Raw genomic sequence first — 23,747 nt, 5'->3', positions numbered from 1 at the left:
CTATCTAGAACAATAAAAACCATTCTATTAGTAGGTAGTTTAGAAGCTACATAACTCCAACCTACAATACCAAGGCACTCTCGACATCATGAAAAACCATACCCTAAAAAACATTGTGGTCCTCATCTCGGGTAACGGAAGTAACCTGCAAGCTATCTTGGAAGCTTGCGAAGACAGCATGCCAAACGCACGAGTAGCAGCCGTGTTCTCTAACAAAGCTGATGCTTTTGGTTTAGAACGTGCAAAAAACTTTGATGTAGACGGTCACTTTGTCGACCCTAAAGCATTCGACTCGCGTGAAAGCTTTGATGCAGAGCTAATGAGTCAAATCGATGAATACCAACCAGACGTGATTATTCTGGCGGGCTACATGCGTATTCTGAGCAGCGAGTTTGTTTCTCATTACATGGGTAAGATGATCAATATCCACCCTTCTCTTCTACCAAAATATCCTGGGCTACACACACACCAGAGAGCAATTGATGCTGGCGACAAAGAACATGGTACGAGTGTGCACTTTGTAACGGAAGAGCTTGATGGTGGCCCTGTCATACTGCAAGCAAAAGTTCCGGTGTTCGAAGACGATAATGCTAGTGTACTTGCAGCACGTGTTCAGGCTCAGGAGCACCGAATCTACCCTATGGTGGCTAAGTGGCTGGTAGACGAGCGGTTGATCATGAAGGATGGTAAAGCCTATTTAGATGGCGCAGAACTTGGCGCACACGGCTACGCCTCCGATGAGTATTCCTGAATACTAAACTCCAAACACAAAAGAGCAGCCTGAGAGCTGCCTTTTGTTGTTTTGAAACTTATAAACTTGATTCAAGAAAGCCGCAGTGCGACTAGAAACCTAAAACCCAACATTCTAAAAAATCCCATAACCACTTGAGTAACACAACACTCGGAAAGTAGATTCTGAATCTGGTTCGTTCCTCACCGTTCAGAATAACGTGGTGTTTCATGAGAAATTTCTATCAGTTACGTCTTTCCAGCAAGCCTTAGCGAGACTTGGAGGCTAGAAAGTATGAGAGTTCACCAGTATCCGCCCTCGGTTTAAACGCATAAAAATAAAGCTCGCGATTAAGCGAGCTTTACGAGTTGTTCCGAATTAACCGCTATTCTAACGGCTCAGTTGGCGCCTGATTGCCCGGTTTCGCCGCTGCAAACGGCACATTCACCAGTTCAGAGGCATTGTTTTTCACTAGTTCACCTAGGTGAAACAAGCCGTACTCGCCAGGTTTCATCCGCTGCCAAGCTTCGTTACCCGTTAAAGGTTGAGTCGCGATCACAGAAACAATGTCATGTGGCGTTGTTTCTTCTTGGAAGTTAATTTCCACATCTTCATCAAGCAAAGCGGCTTTACCAAACGGTGCGCGTCTCGTGATCCAATACAAATGATTGGTGCAATACGTCATTACATACTCACCATCACTCAGAAGCATGTTAAATACACCCTTCTCTCTTAGCTCATCACAACATTTAGCAACATATAAGAATACCGATTCCATATCCTTTGGCGGCTCAGGATATCGATCTTCCATTTGCTTCAGCAACCAACAAAAGGCCAGTTCGCTATCTGTCTCGCCGACAGGTCGGTGTCGACCCGTATGTAAGTCTTGATAGCCTGAGAGCTGACCGTTGTGCGCAAACGTCCAATACCTACCCCATAACTCACGTGTAAAGGGATGAGTATTTTCTAAATTAACACCACCACGATTCGCCTGCCGGATATGACTAACGACAGCACGACTCTTGATAGGATAATTTTGCACTAACTCTGCAATTTGCGACTCACAACTTGGCTTGGGATCTTTGAAAGTTCGAAAACCTTTCCCTTCGTAGAAGGTAATTCCCCATCCGTCACGGTGTGGGCCAGTTCGACCTCCACGCTGCATGAGCCCGGTAAAACTGAAACAAATATCCGTCGGAACATTAGCGCTCATACCGAGCAATTCACACATGATTAAAAAAACTCCCTAACAACACAGCTCGAAAAGGTGGCCGTGAAACGACTATTCCATCTCTTTTTCAATCAACTGAATGATGATATGAATAATCTTAATATGAATTTCCTGAATACGGTCTGCATAACCAAAGTGTGGCACGCGGATTTCAATATCGGCAAGCCCTGCCATTTTGCCGCCATCTTTGCCTGTTAGCGCAATCGTCTTCATGCCTTTCGCTTGCGCCGCTTCAATCGCTTTAAGGATGTTACCTGAGTTACCTGAAGTCGACAGACCAAACAGGACGTCACCTTTTCGGCCAACCGCTTCTACATAACGGGAAAACACGAAGTCATAACCAAAGTCATTACTCACGCAAGAAAGGTGGCTTGGATCTGAAATAGCAATACCAGCATAGCCAGGACGGTTTTCTCGGTAACGGCCTGTTAACTCTTCGGCAAAGTGCATCGAATCACAGTGAGAACCACCGTTACCACATGACAGTACTTTACCATCTTGCTTGAATGAGTCAGCAATCATTTTCGCCGCTGCTTCGATTTGCGCAATGTTATGGTCATCGCTTAAAAATTTGTTGAGCACTTCAGCAGCTTCGTTTAATTCACTTCTAATCAGATCATGGTACATAAGACGTTCTCTTTATTATTTCGGCTTCAGTCAGTCCTAGATTCACTGAGCAAATTGTTCTGATACCAATTTGGTATCGGACATTTCATAAACCTGAACTCGGGTTTGATTACTCTGAGTTTACCCACAAACGAGAATTAGTGTCGATAGTGAACCAACAGATTTAGATTGGTGATGGTAATAAACTTGTCAACTTGCTCATGAAACCATCACTCAAATCGCAACTTTAGAACTTTAACTCTACTTAGATCACTTTTTATCCAATCTTATGTTTTACATTTCCTTAATATTTTGATTACACTTAAACCAACTGGTTAGACCTCTTACCTAACATACAGACGTACAACACTTATAAAGTCTGAAAAGGAAAATACATATGGACATCTTGCTCTCAATCATCACGATGACGGTCGTGTTAGGCATTACGCTCTACCACCGCATGTCTCTCGTGAAATCTATTAGTTTACTCACAGCAGCTATGTTAGCGCTTACAGTAACAGGCGCGGTTGGCGTTACTGGTTGGACGATTTACGTTCTTGCTGCCGCTGTATTCGCGGTTCCTGGCGTACGTCAGTCTTTGATAAGTCGCAAAGCATTAGCGCTTTTCAAGAAAGTGCTGCCAGCTATGTCTCAAACCGAAAAAGAAGCGTTAGACGCAGGTACCGTCTGGTGGGAAGCCGAACTATTTAAAGGCAAACCAGAATGGCAAAAGCTACACGCGATTCAAGCACCTAAGTTAAGTGCGGAAGAACAAGCCTTTTTAGACGGCCCTGTGAATGAAGTGTGCGCCATGGTGAGTGATTTCCAAGTGACCCATGAACTCGCGGACTTACCGCCAGAAGTTTGGCAATACCTGAAAGATCACAAATTCTTCGCCATGATCATTAAGAAAAAGTACGGTGGTCTTGAGTTCTCAGCATACGCTCAATCACTAGTACTACAAAAACTAACGGGTGTTTCTGGCGTTCTATCGTCTACCGTTGGTGTTCCTAACTCTTTGGGCCCTGGTGAGCTACTGCAACACTACGGTACTGAAGATCAGAAAAATCATTACTTACCGCGCCTAGCTGAAGGTAAGGAAATCCCTTGTTTCGCCTTAACGAGTCCAGAAGCAGGCTCTGACGCTGGCTCTATTCCAGATTACGGTGTGGTTTGTAAAGGCGAATGGGAAGGAAAAGAAGTACTGGGTATGCGCCTGACTTGGAACAAGCGCTACATCACCCTAGCGCCAGTCGCAACGGTACTAGGCTTAGCATTTAAACTTCGCGATCCTGAAGGTTTGCTAGGCGACAAAGAAGATCTTGGCATCACTTGTGCGCTTATCCCAACTGATGTCAAAGGTGTTGAGATTGGTAACCGACACTTCCCGCTCAATGTGCCATTCCAAAATGGTCCAACGCGCGGTAAAGACATCTTTGTTCCTATCGATTTCATTATCGGTGGTGAAAAAATGGCGGGCCAAGGTTGGCGTATGCTGGTTGAGTGTCTATCGGTTGGTCGTGGTATCACGCTACCTTCAAACTCAACAGGTGGCATCAAAACTGCGGCAATGGCAACGGGCGCTTACTCACGCATTCGTCGCCAGTTCAAACAACCTATCGGTCACATGGAAGGCGTAGAAGAGCCATTGGCACGTCTGGGTGGTAACGCTTACGTAATGGACGCGGCAAGCAACTTAACCGTGGCAGGTATCGACCTAGGTGAAAAACCTTCGGTTATCTCAGCTATCGTGAAGTACCACTGTACTCATCGCGGTCAGCAAAGCATCATCGACGCAATGGACATCGTGGGCGGTAAAGGGATCTGTATGGGACCTTCTAACTTCCTAGCCCGTGGTTACCAAGGTGCACCAATCGCGGTAACGGTTGAGGGTGCAAACATTTTAACACGCTCAATGATCATCTTTGGTCAAGGTGCGATTCGCTGTCATCCATACGTTCTTGAAGAAATGAACGCCGCGTACTCTGATGCCAGTGACTCTGTAGAGAAGTTTGATAAAGCGCTTGCTGGTCACGTGAGCTTTACCATGAGTAACCTCGTTCGCAGTATCTGGTTTGGTTTGAGCGACGGTTTAGGTTCTTCATCACCAACCAAAGATGCAACCAAGCGTTACTACCAACAGTTGAACCGCTACAGTGCAAACCTTGCCTTGCTATCGGATATCTCGATGGCAGTGCTAGGTGGCTCTTTGAAGCGTAAAGAGCGTCTATCAGCGCGTCTTGGTGACATTCTAAGCCAGCTATATTTAAGCTCTGCGACGTTGAAACGTTTTGAGCAAGATGGCCGCCCAGTCGAAGATTTACCATTAGTACACTGGGGTCTACAAGACAGTTTGAAACAAGCGGAAGTGGCGGTAGACGAATTCTTAGCAAACTTCCCGAACAAAGTGATTGGTCGTGCACTGCGCGTGTTAATCATGCCATTCGGTCGTGTACGCAAAGCGCCAAGCGATAAACTAGACAGCAAAGTGGCGCGCATTCTACAAACGCCTAGTGCAACGCGCTCACGCATTGGTCGCGGTCAGTACCTTGAACCAACCGAGCACAACGCAGCAGGTAAGATTGAGCTTGCCCTGTCAGTCATTCTTCAAGCTGAGCCAGTGTTCGACAAAGTATGTAAAGCTCAAGGCAAACGTCGTCCATTCCTACGTTTGGATATGATTGCTCAGGAAGGGCTAGAGCAAGGCTTGATCACGCAAGAAGAAGCCGACCTACTAAGAGAAGCTGAACAGCATCGTCTGGATACAATCAACGTTGACGACTTTGAGCCGGAATTGCTCGCAGCAAAGCCGCTATACCCTCAGATGGATAGCGTTGCCTAACTCTCTAATCTGAAACCATAAAACGGGAGTGACAACTCCCGTTTTTTATTGCTACCAGAATAGCGTTCATAACACCTCACACCACGAAGAACCTCTGCGCAAGCGCAATAAAATCCACGCACTCCGAACCTTCCCCCCGATTTCCAGTGATAACTAACTCACAGACGTTCCAAGCAAGCGGTGTATACTTTTAAGTAACTCACTCACATATATGGTAAATCCGTTGGCTAAAATATTATTCGCACAGTGGTTCCCTGGGCTTGTTCAGCTTAAGCATTATCAAAAAGAATGGTTTGTTAACGACTTTAGAGCCGCCTTTTCTGTTGTCGCGGTTGCCCTGCCAGTTGCCATAGCTTATGCACAGCTAACCGGTGTATCCGCAATTGTCGGTCTGTACTCGTGTGTACTGCCAATGTTGGTGTACGCCATGATGGGCACATCTCGACAACTGATTGTCGGACCCGATGCAGCAACTTGTGCAGTGATTGCCGCCGTTGTTACGCCGCTTGCCGCGGGTGATCCTACAAAACATTGGCAGTTAGTCATGACCATGACAGCGATGACTGGTATTTGGTGTGTACTGGCCAGTCGTTTCAAGTTAGGGGTGTTTGCAGACTTCCTTTCTCGCCCGATTCTTTTGGGTCTACTCAACGGTGTCGCTCTCACAATTATCGTTGGTCAGTTTGCCAAAGTGGTCGGTTTGAAATACGAACAACGTTATTTGCTGGAACGCTTATGGGAGGCTCCACAACGATTAACCGAGCTTCATTGGCCTACCGTAACTCTGAGTATCGTGACGGTTGTCGTTTATTTACTCACCAAACGCTACCGACCAACTTGGCCTGCTGCCATGCTGGCGATACTCGTGACTACCGCGTCAGTTTGGTTTTTCCATTTACAAGAGATGGGCGTATCCGTAGTTGGGCTCACTCAAGGTGGTTTCCCTCAGTTTCAAACGCCGGAGTTTGAGCTAGGTGAAGTTCGTGAGCTAGTGGTCCCGGCGCTCAACCTTGCGATTGTCAGCTTTGTTAGCATGATGCTCACCGCGCGCAGTTTCGCCGCTAAAAACGGTTATGATATTGATGCAAATAAAGAGTTTCAGGCGTTAGGCTTTGCCAACATTGCCTCAGCGTTTTCGCAAGGTTTCGCGATAAGCGGCGCTGACTCACGCACAGCGGTAAATGATGCAAATGGCGGTAAATCTCAATTAGTTTCGATTGTCGCCGCAATCACCATTGCCATTATTGCGGTATTTATTTATGAGCCTTTACAGTTTATTCCCATCGCATCACTTGGTGTCGTGTTGATCATCGCATCCCTGTCGCTGCTCGATCTCAAAGCCATTTGGAAATTAAAATCTCGTGACAAAGATGCGTTCTATCTAGCAATCATCACTTTTATTTCTGTTTTGATCGTAGGCGTAATACCGGGGATCACTTTGGCGGTACTGCTAGGGCTGTTTCAATTTTTACGTATTGTCATGCGACCGAGTGATCAGCTACTTGGCTTGGATGAAAAAGGCACCATTCGGACCATCGACGACTCAGGAAAAGCTTCGCCTATTCCTGGAATGGTGATTTACCGCTTTAACTCGCCGCTGACTTACTTCAACGCACCGTACTTTAAACGCCGAGTGTTAGAGCAAGTAGAACATCACAAAGACGCAAGTTGCGTTGTCATCGACGCCGTATCGAGCTTTACTCACTTAGATCTCAGTGTGATGGCAACACTGTCAGATATTCACAATACTTTAAAAAAGAGAGGCGTACGCTTAATCCTCGCAGGAAGGAAACGACGCTTACGTCAATGGTGTGAGCTTACTGGTATCAGCACCAGTGAAGGAGGCATCTTACTGCGAGCCGATATGTACCTTGCCATTAAACTTAGTGGCTGTTACATCAGTGCTGTGGGTGAGGGACAAATTCCTACTGTTCAAAAAGAGCCTGATTTAGAGCAGCCACCCAAACCAATTCCAGAAGTGGCTTAAATGGAAATTTAATATAGAAAACAGGAGATTAAACTCCTGTTTTCAAGTACTTATCTTCACAGCTGAATACGTGTTACCCCTTCGGCTTAAACTTTTTTGTCATCCCTTGGCTTTTAGGAGCCACCAGCCTATAACCAAGCTTTTCGTAAAAGACCGGCTCATCAGCAATCATAGAAACGTAAGAGCCTTCAAGTGCAACAGAAGAAAGATAGCCGTCGATGTATTCCATGACTTTTCTACCTAAACCGTTACCTTGATAATCAGAATCAACGGCAACGTCGACAATTTCGAAGTTACACGCCCCGTCACCAACAACCCGACCCATTGCAATGAGCTTTCCCTCATCCCGAACAGATACACCATATAACGAATTGGGTAGACCAATTTCAGCAGCTTTCAACGATTTGGGTGATAGCCCGGCTTTGACGCGCATATCACAGTATTCTTTCGGGCTTGGCACGTGTTCTTCATATCTTATTGTCATTATGTACGACTCCTTTGTATCACCTTGGAGCTTACATAACCAAACTGTATAAATAACCAGTTAAAATTGGAAAGATGTTCCCATTAAGCACACAAAGTGTCGGGTCTGGAAAAGAAGCCACCGACAACTCTGACGCCATAATAGATATAAGTCGCTCTGAATCTAGACATTCCTTTTTCTAAACATGTTTCTCTCAGCAACATATCCGCATGCTTTCGAGCACTTTGAGGCAACACCTCTTCCCTCATGAGTTGGTAAAGAGCATCATGCACTAAAGAAGCTTTCATAATGTTTTTTGTGTCTAATGCTGGCCCACTCGCTCCATCCCAAGCATAGCCCTTTTTAATCGTTAACATGCCTTGTTTGGACAAACTAAGAAAAGGGCTGTCATACGCCTGACTCACTGAAATGTGAGTCTCAATCTTTTCTTCAGAATGGAGAGTGTATTTATACTTCTGACGCTTTTTGTATTTCATCAGAGACCTCGCGTTTACTTATTCTTATTTATCACGCACAGCTGAATATTTATCCAGAAACCCTACAAGATCGGCTCTTGTTATTATGGCGTACTACCTATTACAAAGCCCAAATCAATATAAATAGAACTCCATGCAATCAATAAAGCCAGAACCCCTGACTTTATTGATCAAAATTTAACCAGAAATCCTTATTCTGAAGGAAGTCTACTCAATTTTTTATGGATATCTTCTACAAAATTGGCTTGTTCACTTGGAGAAACCTCTAGAACATAATGAAAAAACGGACTTGTATGCTCAGTAATTTTATACTCTTCACTTAACAGCTTAATTACTTGTTCATGATTAAATCGTGCGGAGACTAAGCCACTCTCGGTTTCTTGAGTTATAACTATATAGTGAGCGGTTGGAAAAACCGTAAACCTTCCTTCGACAGGAAACCAGGGAGCAAAAGAAATAATCTCGTCATCAATTATGTATGCTTGAGGTTTACTGACATAAGTGTAAGGGTACTTTTCATCTAAATAGGGTCTTGCTGTATCAAACAAGCCATCATAATAAGTTGGTATTTCTACTTTTTGGATTTTACTTAAGGGATCAAAAGTGAAGGTATCAAGTGATTTTAAATTATTACTTCCCGCATCTGTATTATTAATACCATTATCAATAGAAGAGCAACCTACAATTATCACTGCACAAAAAAAAGCTAAAATTTTATTCATTATTTCTTTATCTTTAATTGATTATTTTGAAAGTTAGTCACATTAAAAATGCAACCAATTTAGAAAGTAAAAATGATATATTATTTATATAAAATCCCAAACATATATTTGAGTACAGTAAACTTAAATATTCATAATTTATCCATTTTTCTTCTTCCAATTTGGTAACTTGAAAAAAAAACGGAGCCGATTGGCTCCGTTTCTCGCTTCATGTGTTACTACTATTTCTTTGGCACTTCTAACTGCATCTCTGGCATGGCATCGCGCTTCGCTTTAATTTTGCGCCAGACTATCCATGCAATGATCACAATCAGCAGCATTATCACGTTACCCACCGCGATAATAATCATGCTGCGCTTACGCTCAGCCTCCCGCTCAGCGATAATTTGCTTTTCCATTTCAATACGGCGCTGCTCGGCTAATTCAGCTTCTTTTGCAATTCGAGCGGCTTCTAGATCAACTTCATCAACAACACTGAAGGTTTGCTCTGGAATAGGAAACACCAGTGGACGTTGAGTCGCAAAATCAGTGGCAAAGATCTCGCCACGCCATGCGTACTTACCTAGCTCAGCATCGTTATTGAGGTTCAGCGTGGTTCTCATTCCATCTTCAGACACCTGCCCTTGGCTGTAGCTAACGAAGCCATCGGGTGCATCTTGTTCCACCGTGACTGCGATTGAGCCTGGCGCGATCATACCTTGCTCACCACTCACCACCAATTGGTGTGGTTTGTCAGGATTACGCGCCTGAATAAAAGTACGAGAAATGGGGTTCGGATAAACCAAGATGACTTGCTCTTGCGCTCGTAAGAATACGCCATTACCAGAGGTGATTCGCGCACGGTACTTACCGGGCTCAACGTCTATTGGTAGTTGGACAGTGAACACACCATCCCCTGCTTTTTCATCCAAGCCGCGGCCATCATCAGCAAACTCACCCACAACCATCGGCACTGGACGTGCTTCTTTGATCAACTCATCTTCATTTTCGACAAACTTGGTAAATGTCACGCGCAGATTCACGCGGTCAAGGAAGTCACGCAGTACAAGAGGTTTGTCGTCGGAGGTTAGGCGAGCTGTAAACTTAAGCGCTTCCCCATTATATAATCGGTTTGGGAACACATCCGTGCTGAGCTTTAAGTGAGAAATTAAGCGGATGTTATTTTTAGGAGTGACTTTCCCCACAGCCTGCCATGGGCCTGGCATAGGGTTGTCAACGGAGATAATATCGAGTGAGGCTTCTTGGTACCAACGTACATTGTCGTAGGCGTCCCAAGCATAGTACTTTTTACCGTCAGGGCGGACTAAAACAACTGGCTGAGAACTTTGCTCACGATAAACTAAAAAAGTGATCTGCTCGATGGTTGGATCCACTCGAAAGCGATTGTCTAACAAAGACATAGCAGATTCACTCGATGCACTCGAGAGACTACTCCATATCGCTAAAAACGCGACCAACAAAGCCCTCAGCATAGCTTCTCCTATTGATGCCAAATACAGTCGTTCACCAACTCTAATCTTTTTTGGTGAGCTTCTAGTTCATCGGCACTTGCGCGCAAAACCTTTAGCGCTTTTCTTCCTTCAATACGGCGAATGGTTTCTACCCCACCCTCTTGTTTATTCGCGTTAAACTCTAGACTCGTTTGACCACCCGTCATAAAGAGGTAAACGTCGGCTAGAATCTCCGCATCGAGCAAAGCTCCGTGGAGTGTACGGTGCGAGTTATCAATACCGTAACGTTCACATAAGATATCAAGGTTGTTTCGCTTACCTGGGAAGATTTTCTTCGCCATAGCAAGGGTGTCGGTCACCTTGCAGTAGTCGTCCGTTTTGCCGATGTTAGGATCGAGCATGCCAAACTCGTAATCCATAAAGCCCGTATCGAAGGGCGCATTGTGGGCAACAAGTTCGGCGCCTTTAATAAACTCAAGAAACTCTTGGTGCACGCTCGCGTATTCCGGTTTATCAACCAAGAATTCATCCGTAATACCGTGAACTTCAACCGCTTCTGGTTGGATTTCACGATCGGGTTTTAAATAAACGTGGAAGTGACGACCAGTCAGCTTACGGTTGATGATCTCCACGGCACCGATTTCAATAATGCGGTGTCCCATGTAGTGAGGACCACCCTCGCGGTTCATACCTGTGGTTTCGGTATCGAGAACGACAATGCGGTTATATTCAGAATTGCTGCTGGTATTCATAAGGTTATGTATGTCAGACTATGCTTTATTAAATGTTTCGGCTAATAGTACCAAAAAATATGACCAAACACGTTGAGATTTTCACTGACGGTTCTTGTTTAGGTAACCCAGGACCAGGTGGTTACGGCATTGTATTGCGTTACAAAGACGTAGAAAAGACGCTTTCCAAAGGCTACACGTTAACCACCAACAACCGTATGGAAATGTTGGCGGCTGTCGTCGCGCTGCAGACGTTAAAACAACCTTGCAAAGTCACTTTAACGACTGACAGCCAATATGTGCGCCAAGGTATTACTCAGTGGATCCATAACTGGAAGAAGCGTGGCTGGAAAACAGCGGATAAAAAACCCGTGAAGAATGCCGATCTATGGCAAGCTCTAGACAAAGAAACTGCACGCCATCAAGTTGAATGGCACTGGGTAAAAGGCCACGCTGGTCATCGTGAGAATGAAATTTGTGATGAGCTAGCCCGTACCGCCGCAGAAAACCCAACCGAGGAAGATACTGGTTACCAACCCTCTTAACGAGATTCTTTCCTCATAGTATTGCCCTCTCGATTCATCACCCCTAGTGGTGTGAGCTTTTTCTTCAAACGCCAATGCGGTTTGATAGGCTTGAGAGGGTATGTTCGTTTCCTTGCCACAATGTAATACAAACTCCCTGCAGGTGACGCCCAATCACCGAGACTGTTTTCCAACCATGTCCACATCGTGCGGTAACGCTTCATCGGAAACAGCGCGTAACGATCGCAATGAATCACTTGATAATTAAGTAACCCTAACCAGTCGTTGATGCGGTTCGACGTAAACATTCGTCCACTCCAAGGCAAATTATGTTTACGCCATGGAAGCAAACTCGCTAATCCAGTCAAACTTAGTGGGTTAAATCCAGTGATTATCAAATAACCATCATCCATCATCACTCTATCGACTTCCCGTAGCAAACGGTGTGGATCGCTTGCATAGTCGAGCTGATGAGCGAGTATCACAACATCAAAGCTTTTTTCCAAAAAGGGCAATTCGTAACCATCTGCAATCACATTATGCAACGGGTTCTGGATATCTACGTTGACTTGGTGTTGAATGTTACAATTACAGCTGGTTAGCTCACAGCTCAACCCGCCCAGTTTGAGCATATGGTAACCGAAGAGTTTCGGACACCATTCATCAAGTCGGGTCTGGATTGACTCAAGCACCCACGGACCGTTGTTCATTGCTGACCAAGTCGACGGGTGTGGTATAGTTTTGTTGCTGAGTGCTGGTTTCATTAACCACCTGACTAAAATGGGTGACGGAGAACGAATCGTGTTAGAGATCAAAAGCATACCCGCATTTAATGATAATTACATCTGGCTGATACAAAATAGCGATAAGCGTTGCGCAGTCGTTGATCCGGGCGATGCGAAGCCAGTGTTAGAATACTTGCAGGCTAACGAATTAACTTTAGAAGCGATTTTAATTACGCACCACCACAACGATCACATTGGTGGCGTTCCAGACTTAGTGCGTGCCTTTCCTGAAGTCGCCGTTGTGGGCCCGAAATCTGAGCCAATTCCAACCCTAACCACCCCCATGGAAGAAGGCGACAAACTGGAGTTATTTGGCGAAATCTTTTTGGTGCTAGGTTTACCAGGCCATACCTTAGGTCATATCGGTTACGTTGGAGACGGAAAACTGTTTTGCGGTGACGTGTTGTTTTCCGCAGGCTGCGGTCGTATTTTTGAAGGTACGCCAGAGCAAATGTTTGAGTCACTTAACAAACTAACGTCTCTACCAGAAGAAACTCAAGTTTTCTGCGCGCATGAATACACCGCGAGTAACGTGGCGTTTGCTTTAGCGGTTGAGCCTGATAATGAGCAGCTCCGTCAATATCGCGATGATGTAAACCGACTGCGAGCCCTAAACATTCCGACACTTCCAACAACAATACGCAAAGAAAAGTGGATTAATCCGTTCTTGCGAACCACCAACCCTGACGTGGTTCAATCTGTTGCTAGTCGCATTAAAAATAGCGATCCATGCTCGGTTTTTACTGCTTTGCGTGAGTGGAAGAACGAATTTTAACCATTTTCTGCTTGTAAGTTTGCAAGACCCCAGTATTATCAGGGGCTGATTTTTCGAGAAGCGCCACTGGCGCTTCTCTTACGTTTGGGGTTGATATAAATCTATTTGAATTTCTCCCCATTGCATAATTTAGAAGCTCTTTGCCTCTATTAATTAGTTAGTGTTTAAAAGATGTCTATTATCTTGCGACTGCCACGCACATTGTGTTGCGCGACAGGCAGGTGAAGATAAAAAGGCCCTAAATAGGCTGAATCCATGCGTTTGAAGTATACCTGGGCGTTGGCGTTGTTATTATCTGGCTGTCAATTGACTCAGTCAGACTCAACGTCTTCTACACCAGAAACCAATAAATCTGAGCAGACTGCAAAACAAAATGCAGCGAAGACTCAACCGGGCAACACATCGTCTTTAGCAAAAAAATCCGCTAACGACGCGCCTAAAGTTCTTTCCCCTCAGGAACAAGAAGATGTATGGCAACGTATCGCCATGCAACTTGAAATGGATATTCCAAACCATAAGAAAGTGGACTACTACCGTACGTGGTATCTAAAGCACCCGAATCACCTTTACACAGTGTCTAAGCGTGCGACTCCTTTTCTATACATGATCACAAAACGTATCGAAGAACGTGGACTCCCAATGGAGCTTGCTTTGCTTCCTGTGGTGGAAAGCTCATTCGATGCCTTTGCCTACTCACACGGTAGCGCGGCTGGATTGTGGCAATTTGTCCCTGGCACCGGAAAGATGATGGGACTAGAGCAAAACTACTGGTATGACGGTCGCCGAGATGTGGCAGCAGCAACGGATGCCGCACTGGACTACCTTGTACAACTAAACGAGCGTTTTGATGGTAGCTGGGAGCATGCAATTGCTGCTTACAACAGTGGTGGTGGCCGTGTTTCTAGCGCAATTCGTAAGAATAAAAAGCTCGGTAAACCTACCGATTTCTTCTCATTGGACTTACCAAAAGAGACCAGCAGTTACGTACCTAAGCTGCTAGCCTTGGCTGACGTCATCGCAAACCAAGATAAGTACGGACTTAATATTCCTGCGATTCCAAACAAGCCTGTTCTAACGCTTGTCGATCCGAAAGAACAGCTTGATCTAGCCATTGCTGCAGATTATGCCGGCATTGGTGTGAAAGAGTTACAAAGTTACAACCCTGCATACAACCAATGGTCGACTGCGCCTGAAGGTCCGCACAAACTTTTGATTCCGGTAGAGAAAAAAGAGACTTTTCTCTCTAAGGTGGAGAAAAACCGTGGTAAAGGGATGAAGGTCGCTCGCTACAAGGTGAAGTCTGGTGACTCTTTAAGTGTGCTAGCTAATAAATACGGCACAACCACAAAAGTGATTCGACGTGCAAACGGCCTGTCGAATAACAATATTCGTATTGGCCAGTACCTACTGATTCCGACGTCAACAAAAGACGATGCGAAATACGCACTAACGGCACAAAATCGATTAAGCAAGACTCAATCACGTGCTCGTGGACAACTCAAGCTCACTCATGTCGTTCAGTCTGGAGAAAGTTTGTGGTCAATCGCACGTGAAAATAAAGTGTCGTATAAATCGTTAGCAAAATGGAATGGCATGGGCCCTAAAGATCCATTGCGTGTGGGTCAAAAGCTCGTGATTTGGAAGGACTCAGACAAAGGTGCTGTGATCCGTACCGTTTTCTACAACGTTCGCTCCGGTGACACCATTAGCGGCATTGCAAGCAAGTTCAAAGTAAAAACAAACGACATCGTAAAATGGAACTCGCTACACAAGAAAAAATACTTACAACCAGGTCAAAAACTTAAGTTGTACGTTGACGTAACGAAGGTAAGTGTATGAACCCATCAAGCAACCCACTTGTGATGCTGTTGGACATTTTTCGTTCTCCAACATCTTGTTTTCTAGCGCTTTACCAACGCGGCGGATGGGGATGGCAACCGTTCATCTTCTTGATGCTTAGTCCGTTTTTATTCTGGGGCGCTTACTTTTCGAATGTCGATTTCACGTGGCTCAGTGACCAACTTGCCGCGCAGTTTCAGCAAATCGACCCAAAGCAGGTTGAGCTATTAGAGCCAAACACGCTAATGGCAAGTGCGATCATTAATGATGTATTCAACCGCTTTGCCACCTTACTGTTGCTTGCGCTTTGGTTCTTTCTTGCAACGAAGGCAAGCAAGCAACAATATGGTTACTGGAAGTGGTTTGCCGCGTCGTGTGCAATCTTATTCCCAGCAGTATTGGGCGATATCGCAAGCTACGCGAGCCTGTTACTCAAGCATGGTCAGGTGATGACTTACGCAGCAGATTTAAACAGCCTAAATGGTTTGTTAAAACTGCCGCTTACCAGTGAGTGGTCTCAGTTCGCTAGCTCATTGCCTTTGCTTCTACCTTGGTACATTGTGCTCGGCTACGGCGTTGTACTGACGTGGACGGAGTTTGAACGTGGGCAAGCCTTGGTGATTGCAAGCCTGCCATGGGTATTCTTCTACGTTATTTGGGCGCTTTATATTGTAGTGACCTAAGCTAGTCATCTAACGTAAATGACAGTAACAATGGGTTATGATCGGAAGCGTCGCTCTGCGGCGCTTTCGCGTATTTGAGGGTCAGCCCTCGGTAAAATACGTGATCCAACGGTAATCCCGTTATAAATTGGACTCGATGATCAGGCGAGAACGTCACTTCTTGCAAGTCCGCGGCTTTTAAGGCCTGTCGCATCGCATTAACGCGAGATTCACTCCAACTATTGAAGTCTCCAGCGAATAGGATCGGCCCTGTATGATGCTTTAAAAGCATTTCAAGAGCCGTTAACTGAGAGACATACTCTTGCGTGCCAACCGTGAAGTTAATTGCATGTACATTCACCACAGCGAGTCTCTCGCCATTGCTTAATTGATATTGGCTGTATAGTGCAGACTTGGGTAAACGCAGCCAAGGCTCTTTAGACGTATAAGCACAGGCTTTTTCTGGTTGCCCTTGAGCGATACTAATCACACCCGCACCGCTGCCCAGCGCCTTAAAGGCACTCACTTGGTTGCTGACCCAGTTGCCATCCACCAACCATTGCTTAAAAGATGGTGTCATGCTGGCTTCTTGCAATAACAGCAGCTGCTTATCAGCAGAGAATTCATTGAGTGCGCTTTGCCAATTATTCCGGTTCTGTTTGTAGATATTCCAGACAAGTACATTGATTTCACCGCCCTGATCCAGAGCTTTTGAGCCGCTAAATTCGATACACCTAATATCCTGCGTCAGCTCTGAACCTGTTTGAGTAATGATTTGCGGCTGATCTGGTACGGTGAAAATAACCTGGAAGCCGACCAATACCGCCATAATAAGAAAAGCTAACGCCAGAAAAAAACGCTTAAACATACGACAAACCTGAATATACGCACCCTAAAACTGGAACAACCAACCTCGGGTTATTTGATTTCACTGAAAGTAAAAAACAAAAAAGGAGCCACTTGGCTCCCTTTTAGCATAATAAATACGAGACAGGTAACAAGAAACCTTAGATCGCGTCTTCGTCTTCTTCACCAGTACGGATACGAACCACACGCTCAACATCAGTAACAAAGATTTTACCATCACCAATTTTGCCGGTTTGCGCGGTTTCAATGATCGTCTCTACGCATTTATCAGCCACATCTTCCGTTACAACGATTTCGAGCTTCACTTTAGGCAGAAAGTCCACCATGTACTCTGCACCACGGTAAAGCTCGGTGTGACCTTTTTGGCGACCAAAGCCTTTCACTTCAGAGACGGTCATCCCTGTAATGCCAACTTCAGCTAGCGCTTCTCGAACATCATCCAATTTAAATGGCTTGATAATCGCTTCAATTTTTTTCATGTTCATCCCTTAAGCTTCAATCGATTGCGCTTATTATCGTTTAGCGTTTCGCAACATTCAATGTTTGTCTCTGCTCCACCAGCGAAAATCCAGATTGAGCAAATTAACATGACGAATATCGTGAGTTGATAAAACCCCAATGAGGACTGCTCAATGCCCAATCGTCCAAGCTTTTTCAGACTCGCGTTTACTTCAAACTTGCGTAGTAAGCCGCTAGATTTGCGATATCTTCATCAGACAACAGTGAAGCTTGAGCTTGCATAACAGCAGCAAGACCACCTGTTCGCTCTTTGTTTTTATAGGCTTTAATTGAACTGATAATGTATTGCTCGTTTTGCCCTTTCAGGTTTGGGTAACCCGGAATGACAGCAATGCCGTCGGCGCCATGACACGCAGCGCATACTCCTGCCTTTGCTTGACCTGCTGTGGCATCTCCCGCAGCTAGAGCCTGCCCACTGAGCATGGTTAGCGCCACCATTGCGCCCATGATTGTTTTCTTCATTGCTTCACCTAATCAATTATTATTTAAGGATTTTTATATTTTATAATCGACATTGTGGCATGAATTTTCATTACCTGCGCCAAATAAGTTCACAATCTTGACCATTAAACGCCTGATCAACGAACAGATCTGCCACTGCAACGACTCGGTCTTGATACATCAAAATCGGAATTTGACGACGCAGCCAGCTTGGCACGTTGTATTCTTGGAACAACTTCTTCAGTTTTCGACTGTGATTACGCGTGGTTGGATGCGCTGATAAGCCTTCCGGATTGAAGGTCACGCGAAGCAATTCTGGCTGACTCGGAAGCGCAATCGTTGCGTTGCTAGAACTCGTCGTTAAGGTCAGCTCCCCTAGCCGCTCTGGAAGCGATAAAACGGTATCGACTTGAATCGTACTTTGCCACTCAGTGACGTCAGCGATTTCCGTTACCCAATAGAGACGATTTCGAAAACGGCGCACTTCACCTTGTTTAAGTTGTAGTTTGGGGTTGGCATCTTGCTGAGCTAATGCGACTTCATTCCAGATAAGATTGAGTTGTACCTGAGTCGGCATACTAGTATTAAGCTTAGCCAGCCACATACGAATCAAGCGCGCACGCGCTAATTCACTGTGCTTAGCCAGTTCTTCAATACTCAAACTTAGATCCGTTTGTAAAGCGCGTTCAAACACCGCGCTCAATAGTTCATCCAATAGCGCTTCTTGTTGAGCACATAAGCTTGCACTGCGCTGAACCGCTTGATGGATACTCGGCCAGCGACCAGACAATTCAGGAATAACACAATGACGAAGAAAGTTACGATCATAACGGGTATCTTGGTTGCTTTCGTCTTCCACCCACTCCAAGCCTAATTTAGTAGCCGCGTCTTCGATGGTCTTCCGCTTGATAGTAAGCAATGGTCGAACTAGGGATCCACTAGAAAACGGCATACTCTCCGCCATCGAAGATAACCCTTTTGGCCCGCTGCCTCGCTTAAGAGCAAGGAGAAAAGTCTCTAGTTGATCATCAGCATGTTGGCCGGTCAACAGTATATCACCTTCTTGAATGTACTTAGTTAAGGCTTGATAGCGAGCTTCACGAGCAAGAAGTTCAATACTTTCACCATTGCTGATGTCTAAGCTCACTAGCTCAATCGAGCATGATATGCCCACTTGTTTTGCCCAAAGTAAGCATTTATCGGCCCAATCATCGGCATTCGAGCTCAAACCATGGTGCACATACACAGCGTGACACTCTATCGAATGCGCTTGTTGATAGCGACTGAGTAATTCGAGTAAAAGACGTGAATCCACTCCTCCGCTAAACGCCAAGACAACCTTAGTGCCTGATTGATAGTAGCGGCCGAGAACTTGAGCAAAATGCGGGTACAGCGATTCCATAAGCGATCCGATAGGTACAAAAAAGGGCTGGACTCTCATCCAACCCTTTCTATTTTAACTGTTATCACTTGAGATATCAGCTAACGCTTAATAGCAATCACCGAAATTAACAGTAACCGTAGCTCATTAGGCGCTGGTAACGACGTTCACGTAGCGTCTCTTCATCCAATTGCTCTAGATCTTCTAGTTGACGAAGTAGTGTCGCTTTCATATTCGCTGCCATTTGAACATGATCGCGATGAGCGCCGCCTAGTGGCTCTTCAATGATTTCGTCGATCAGTTCAAGCTCTTTAAGACGAGGAGCAGTTAGACCCATCGCTTCTGCCGCTTGCGGCGCTTTGTCAGAATCACGCCATAGGATTGAAGCACAACCTTCAGGAGAGATTACTGAGTATGTAGAGTACTGAAGCATGTTCACGTAGTCGCCTACACCAATTGCTAGTGCGCCGCCTGAACCACCTTCACCAACAACGTTACAGATTACTGGCACTTTAAGACCAGACATCACTTTTAGGTTTTTCGCGATAGCTTCAGATTGACCACGCTCTTCTGCGCCCACACCTGGGTACGCGCCAGCCGTATCGATAAATGTGATGATCGGCATGTTGAAACGCTCAGCCATTTCCATCAAACGTAGCGCTTTACGGTAACCTTCTGGTTTTGGCATACCAAAGTTACGTTTCACTTTCTCTTTGGTTTCACGACCTTTTTGATGACCGATGATCATCACTGGACGGCCTTCAAGGCGAGCCATGCCACCCACAATCGCTTTGTCGTCTGCAAACGCGCGGTCACCCGCTAATTCATCAAACTCCTCAAAAGCGTGTTGGATGTAATCCAGCGTGTAAGGACGTAGTGGGTGACGAGCCAGTTGAGCTGTTTCCCATGCGCCTAGGTCGCTGAAGGTTTTTTTCTTCAGCTCTAAGCTTTTCTTCTCAAGCTGTTCGATTTCTTTATCCAGGTCAATCGCAGAATCACCACCGTGACGAGAGACATCACGTAGTGCTTCAATTTTCGCTTCTAGTTCTGCAATTGGCTTTTCAAATTCAAGAAAGTTTAGGCTCATCTATGAATCCTTGTTTACTCAGCGTCTAACATATTGCGCTGAATTTTTAGTTAAATTCGAGTTCTACCTGGCTTTTGCCAAGTAACTGTTTTAAATCGTCGAGTAATGTATCACTTGGCGTTACTCGCCACTCGGTGCCCAATGTTAACCGCGCTCTGGCGTCGGCACGCTGGTAGTATACATTGACGGGTACGGTTCCGGCTTTGTGCGGTTCTAAAATACGGCTGAACTGCTCAAAAAACTGATCGTTGATCTGAGTTGCATCTATCGATACCGACAAACCACGAGCGTATTTCTCGCGCGCACTGCCGAGATCCATAACTTCACGCGCCGACATTTTAAGGCCACCGTTGAAGTCATCAAAGCTGACCTGTCCGGAAACGACCAAAATTCTGTCTTTTTCGAGAAGTTCAGCGTATCGATCCAGTGCATCTGAGAACAACATCACTTCCATACGACCACTTCGGTCATCCAGTGTCATAATGCCAATTCGTGTACCACGCTTGGTCGTCATTACACGAGCGGCAATAACCAAACCAGCCACCGTGACAGATTGGTCGCGACGCGTAGGCGTTGCGTCTTTTAGTCGACAACTGGTGTATTTGTTTAGTTCCTTTACGTAGGCGTTAATTGGGTGCCCTGTCAAATATAGGCCTAGGGTATCACGCTCGCCCTCTAACCACACTTTTTCTGGCCAAGGCGGAACTTGCGTATACTTGTGCTCTACTTCTTCAGGCGCATCCGTTAGCACACCAAACATATCCGTTTGGCCAAACGCCTCGGCTTGGTGATGTTGACTTGCCGCTTTTACCGCATCATTGAGTGATGCCATCATCGCCGCGCGGTGTGGACCTAGTCGATCTAACGCGCCCGCGTAGATCAGCTTCTCTATCACTCGTTTATTGACGCGTTTTAGATCAACTCGAGCACAGAAATCAAATAGGTCTTTAAAGTGACCACCTTTATTTCTCGCCTCAAGAATCGCATCGATAGGGCCTTCACCTACCCCTTTTATCGCACCAATACCGTAAACAATTGCGCCATTTTCATCAACATTAAAGCGATATAGGCCAGAGTTGATGTCTGGTGGCAGCACGGTGAGCTTCATACGGAAACACTCATCGACCAAGCCAACGACTTTTTCCGTGTTATCCATATCAGCTGTCATTACCGCGGCCATAAACTCGGCAGGATAATGGGTTTTCAGCCAAAGAGTCTGATAAGAAACCAATGCATAAGCAGCAGAGTGCGATTTGTTAAAACCATAACCAGCGAACTTCTCTACCAAGTCGAAGATTTTCATCGCCAACTCGCCATCGATACCGTTCTTTATCGCACCTTCTTCAAAGATAGCACGTTGTTTTGCCATCTCTTCTGGCTTTTTCTTACCCATTGCACGACGGAGCATGTCCGCACCACCTAGCGTGTAACCCGCTAAGATCTGCGCAATCTGCATAACCTGCTCTTGGTACAAGATGATGCCGTAGGTTGGATCAAGCGTCTCTTTTAGCGACTCGTGTTGCCACTTTTCATCTGGATAAGAGATCGCCTCTCGGCCATGTTTACGGTCGATAAAGTTATCTACCATGCCCGATTGCAAAGGACCCGGACGGAAGAGTGCTACCAAAGCAATAATGTCTTCGAAACAGTCGGGCTGAAGTCGTTTGATCAGCTCTTTCATGCCTCGAGATTCAAGCTGGAATACTGCTGTCGTTTCAGAGTTTTGCAACAAACGGAAAGAGGCTGGGTCTTCTAACGGTATGGATTCAATTTGAACCGGTTCTTTACCTTCTCGCTCTAGACGTGGGTTAATCAGCCCTAACGCCCAGTCAATAATGGTTAAGGTACGTAAACCCAAGAAGTCAAACTTAACTAGGCCAGCGGTCTCAACATCGTTTTTATCAAATTGAGTAACCGGAAAGTGACCTTCAGCGTCTGCATAAATTGGTGCAAAATCGGTAATTGTTGTAGGTGAAATTACAACGCCACCAGCGTGTTTACCGGCGTTTCGCGTACAGCCTTCCAAAATATGACACATGTCGATGAGTTCTTTAACTTCCTCATCGGCCTCATACAATTCAGGTAGCGCAGGTTCAGCTTTAAACGCCTTATCTAGCGTCATGCCTGGATCAGGCGGGATCAGCTTTGAAATACGATCAACAAAACCAAATGGATGACCCAATACGCGGCCAACGTCACGGATTACCGCTTTTGCCGCCATGGTACCAAACGTGATGATCTGAGACACCGCGTCGCGACCGTACATTTCCGCAACGTGGTCAATAACCTGGTCACGTTTATCCATACAGAAATCGACGTCGAAATCGGGCATCGAGACACGTTCTGGGTTCAAGAAACGTTCGAACAGCAAGTCGTATTCTAATGGATCCAGGTCGGTGATTTTTAATGCGTAAGCCACCAAAGAGCCGGCACCGGAACCACGTCCAGGACCTACAGGAATTCCATTATCTTTTGACCACTGGATGAACTCCATTACGATCAAGAAGTAACCAGGGAATCCCATTTGGTTGATAACATCTAGCTCTATCTGAAGACGTTCATCATATTCAGGGCGACGACGTTTCCTCTCTTCCTCATCTGGAAATAGGAACTCTAAACGCTCTTCCAAGCCCTCTCGGGATTTCATGACTAAGAACTCAGTCTCTTTCATCCCTTCAGTTGGGAAGGCTGGTAGGAAGTACTCCCCTAAGCGCACAGTCACGTTACAACGCTTCGCTATCTCGACACTGTTTTCTAACGCTTCAGGAATATCAGCAAACAGCTCGCACATTTCTTCTTCTGTACGAAGATATTGCTGCGGACTGTAGTTTTTTGGCCTACGCGGATCTTCTAATGTGTAACCATCGTGAATCGCTACGCGTATTTCATGAGCATCAAATAGGTCTGGACTCAGGAATACAACTTCATTGGTCGCCACTACTGGCAAGTCTTGCTGCTCTGCCAATTCAACTGCAAAGTGAAGATAAGTCTCTTCATCTGGACGACCGGTACGAAGTAACTCAAGATAAAAGCGATCTGGAAAATGCTGTTTATAAAAATCAACACACCCTTGCACTATTTGACGGTTGCCTTTCAAAAGGCCGCGACCAATTTCCCCGCTTTTACCGCCGGATAATACAATCAAGCCTTCAGACATTTCAGCCAACCAGGCTTTATCAATCACAGGGTGGTGTTGGACATGTCCACGTAAGTACGCTTTTGATATCAATAACGTCAGGTTCTTATAACCCACATTATCCGCCGCAAGCAAAGTCACTTGAGTCAACTCTTCACCAAACTCGTCCGACTGCATTTTAAAGTCAGCACCAATGATCGGTTTAACACCACTGCCATGTGCTGTACCGTAAAACTTCACCAAACCACATAGGTTGGTAAAGTCGGTCAACGCCATTGCGGGCATACCGAGTTCAGCAACTTTCTTTACGATTGGCGGAACTTTGTTGAGGCCATCCACCATCGAGAAGTCACTATGAACACGCAGGTGGATGAATTTGGGATCTGACATTAACAGGTACCGTGTAACTCTATTTTGTTGGGGATTCTAACCTAAAGAGGTTGGGTTTATAACACCAATTAGATCGTTTGA

Annotated in this window: 21 protein-coding genes; 7 read left to right on the top strand and 14 right to left on the bottom strand. The window is 45.5% G+C overall.

The features are described from left to right. Nucleotides 1–88: 88 nt before the first annotated feature. Entirely contained in the window at nucleotides 89–751 is a 663-nt protein-coding gene (gene purN / locus VEA_RS06215) for a phosphoribosylglycinamide formyltransferase (protein ID WP_006741679.1), read from the top strand. A 364-nt stretch (nucleotides 752–1,115) separates the two neighbouring features. Here the strand turns inward: purN and VEA_RS06210 are convergent, their stop codons facing one another. Beyond that, a complete protein-coding gene (locus tag VEA_RS06210; protein ID WP_006741678.1) occupies nucleotides 1,116–1,961 on the bottom strand; it encodes a class II glutamine amidotransferase in 846 nt (281 codons plus the stop codon). 51 nt (nucleotides 1,962–2,012) lie between these two features. After that, on the bottom strand, nucleotides 2,013–2,588 hold the full coding sequence (lpcA, locus tag VEA_RS06205; protein WP_005380392.1) for a D-sedoheptulose 7-phosphate isomerase: 576 nt from the start codon (nucleotides 2,586–2,588) through the stop codon (nucleotides 2,013–2,015). Nucleotides 2,589–2,964: 376 nt separating this feature from the next. On the opposite strand from lpcA, the gene fadE reads away from it, so the two are divergent. Then, nucleotides 2,965–5,409, top strand: coding sequence for an acyl-CoA dehydrogenase FadE (gene fadE, locus VEA_RS06200; protein ID WP_006741677.1), 2,445 nt, complete (start codon nucleotides 2,965–2,967; stop codon nucleotides 5,407–5,409). A 211-nt stretch (nucleotides 5,410–5,620) separates the two neighbouring features. After that, a complete protein-coding gene (locus tag VEA_RS06195) occupies nucleotides 5,621–7,396 on the top strand; it encodes a SulP family inorganic anion transporter (protein WP_006741676.1) in 1,776 nt (591 codons plus the stop codon). A 73-nt stretch (nucleotides 7,397–7,469) separates the two neighbouring features. On the opposite strand, the gene VEA_RS06190 is transcribed toward VEA_RS06195, so the two are convergent. The 5 genes from VEA_RS06190 to dnaQ all read right to left on the bottom strand — a co-directional run bounded on the left by VEA_RS06190 (nucleotide 7,470) and on the right by dnaQ (nucleotide 11,281). After that, nucleotides 7,470–7,880: a GNAT family N-acetyltransferase gene (locus VEA_RS06190; RefSeq protein ID WP_041852904.1), complete on the bottom strand. Its 411-nt coding sequence runs from the start codon at nucleotides 7,878–7,880 to the stop codon at nucleotides 7,470–7,472. An 83-nt stretch (nucleotides 7,881–7,963) separates the two neighbouring features. Then, the gene (locus tag VEA_RS06185) at nucleotides 7,964–8,356 is read right to left on the bottom strand and encodes a DUF1353 domain-containing protein (protein ID WP_041852903.1); all 393 of its coding nucleotides are present in this window, start codon (nucleotides 8,354–8,356) and stop codon (nucleotides 7,964–7,966) included. A 191-nt stretch (nucleotides 8,357–8,547) separates the two neighbouring features. After that, nucleotides 8,548–9,078, bottom strand: coding sequence for a hypothetical protein (locus tag VEA_RS06180; protein WP_041852902.1), 531 nt, complete (start codon nucleotides 9,076–9,078; stop codon nucleotides 8,548–8,550). A gap of 221 nt (nucleotides 9,079–9,299) precedes the next feature. Continuing rightward, nucleotides 9,300–10,550: a TIGR03503 family protein gene (locus VEA_RS06175; RefSeq protein WP_006741675.1), complete on the bottom strand. Its 1,251-nt coding sequence runs from the start codon at nucleotides 10,548–10,550 to the stop codon at nucleotides 9,300–9,302. An 8-nt stretch (nucleotides 10,551–10,558) separates the two neighbouring features. Beyond that, nucleotides 10,559–11,281, bottom strand: a complete 723-nt coding sequence (gene dnaQ / locus VEA_RS06170; protein ID WP_005380385.1) for a DNA polymerase III subunit epsilon — start codon at nucleotides 11,279–11,281, stop codon at nucleotides 10,559–10,561. 59 nt (nucleotides 11,282–11,340) lie between these two features. Between dnaQ and rnhA the strand changes: the two genes are divergently transcribed. Then, nucleotides 11,341–11,805, top strand: coding sequence for a ribonuclease HI (gene rnhA, locus VEA_RS06165; protein ID WP_012841509.1), 465 nt, complete (start codon nucleotides 11,341–11,343; stop codon nucleotides 11,803–11,805). Here the strand turns inward: rnhA and VEA_RS06160 are convergent. Further along, nucleotides 11,802–12,548 carry a class I SAM-dependent methyltransferase gene (locus tag VEA_RS06160; protein ID WP_012841508.1) on the bottom strand — a complete coding sequence of 249 codons (747 nt, stop codon included), beginning with the start codon at nucleotides 12,546–12,548 and terminating at the stop codon, nucleotides 11,802–11,804. The two genes, rnhA and VEA_RS06160, sit on opposite strands and share 4 nt — an antisense overlap. A 37-nt stretch (nucleotides 12,549–12,585) precedes the next feature. Between VEA_RS06160 and gloB the strand changes: the two genes are divergently transcribed. From gloB to VEA_RS06145, 3 genes are all read left to right on the top strand, one after another. After that, nucleotides 12,586–13,344 carry a hydroxyacylglutathione hydrolase gene (gloB, locus tag VEA_RS06155; RefSeq protein WP_006741673.1) on the top strand — a complete coding sequence of 253 codons (759 nt, stop codon included), beginning with the start codon at nucleotides 12,586–12,588 and terminating at the stop codon, nucleotides 13,342–13,344. A 255-nt stretch (nucleotides 13,345–13,599) separates the two neighbouring features. After that, entirely contained in the window at nucleotides 13,600–15,183 is a 1,584-nt protein-coding gene (locus VEA_RS06150; RefSeq protein WP_006741672.1) for a lytic transglycosylase, read from the top strand. Beyond that, nucleotides 15,180–15,866 carry a YIP1 family protein gene (locus VEA_RS06145; RefSeq protein WP_006741671.1) on the top strand — a complete coding sequence of 229 codons (687 nt, stop codon included), beginning with the start codon at nucleotides 15,180–15,182 and terminating at the stop codon, nucleotides 15,864–15,866. Before VEA_RS06150 ends, VEA_RS06145 begins: the two co-directional genes overlap by 4 nt. A gap of 1 nt (nucleotide 15,867) precedes the next feature. Here VEA_RS06145 and VEA_RS06140 read toward each other — a convergent pair whose 3' ends face one another. From VEA_RS06140 to dnaE, 6 genes are all read right to left on the bottom strand, one after another. Continuing rightward, nucleotides 15,868–16,713 carry an endonuclease/exonuclease/phosphatase family protein gene (locus tag VEA_RS06140; protein WP_006741670.1) on the bottom strand — a complete coding sequence of 282 codons (846 nt, stop codon included), beginning with the start codon at nucleotides 16,711–16,713 and terminating at the stop codon, nucleotides 15,868–15,870. Between the two features lie 139 nt (nucleotides 16,714–16,852). After that, on the bottom strand, nucleotides 16,853–17,191 hold the full coding sequence (gene glnB / locus VEA_RS06135) for a nitrogen regulatory protein P-II (RefSeq protein WP_005436810.1): 339 nt from the start codon (nucleotides 17,189–17,191) through the stop codon (nucleotides 16,853–16,855). A gap of 187 nt (nucleotides 17,192–17,378) precedes the next feature. Next, nucleotides 17,379–17,693, bottom strand: a complete 315-nt coding sequence (locus VEA_RS06130) for a c-type cytochrome (RefSeq protein WP_012841507.1) — start codon at nucleotides 17,691–17,693, stop codon at nucleotides 17,379–17,381. A gap of 70 nt (nucleotides 17,694–17,763) precedes the next feature. Next, nucleotides 17,764–19,074: a tRNA lysidine(34) synthetase TilS gene (gene tilS / locus VEA_RS06125; protein WP_012841506.1), complete on the bottom strand. Its 1,311-nt coding sequence runs from the start codon at nucleotides 19,072–19,074 to the stop codon at nucleotides 17,764–17,766. Nucleotides 19,075–19,180: 106 nt separating this feature from the next. Next, on the bottom strand, nucleotides 19,181–20,140 hold the full coding sequence (gene accA, locus VEA_RS06120; RefSeq protein WP_005380365.1) for an acetyl-CoA carboxylase carboxyl transferase subunit alpha: 960 nt from the start codon (nucleotides 20,138–20,140) through the stop codon (nucleotides 19,181–19,183). A 46-nt stretch (nucleotides 20,141–20,186) separates the two neighbouring features. Beyond that, nucleotides 20,187–23,666 carry a DNA polymerase III subunit alpha gene (dnaE, locus tag VEA_RS06115; RefSeq protein WP_006741668.1) on the bottom strand — a complete coding sequence of 1,160 codons (3,480 nt, stop codon included), beginning with the start codon at nucleotides 23,664–23,666 and terminating at the stop codon, nucleotides 20,187–20,189. Nucleotides 23,667–23,747: the final 81 nt, after the last annotated feature.

The sequence above is a fragment of the Vibrio antiquarius genome, assembly GCF_000024825.1.
GTDB lineage: Bacteria > Pseudomonadota > Gammaproteobacteria > Enterobacterales > Vibrionaceae > Vibrio > Vibrio diabolicus.
Note: the sequence above shows the minus strand (reverse complement) of the source record. Positions and strands in the feature narration are given on the sequence as shown.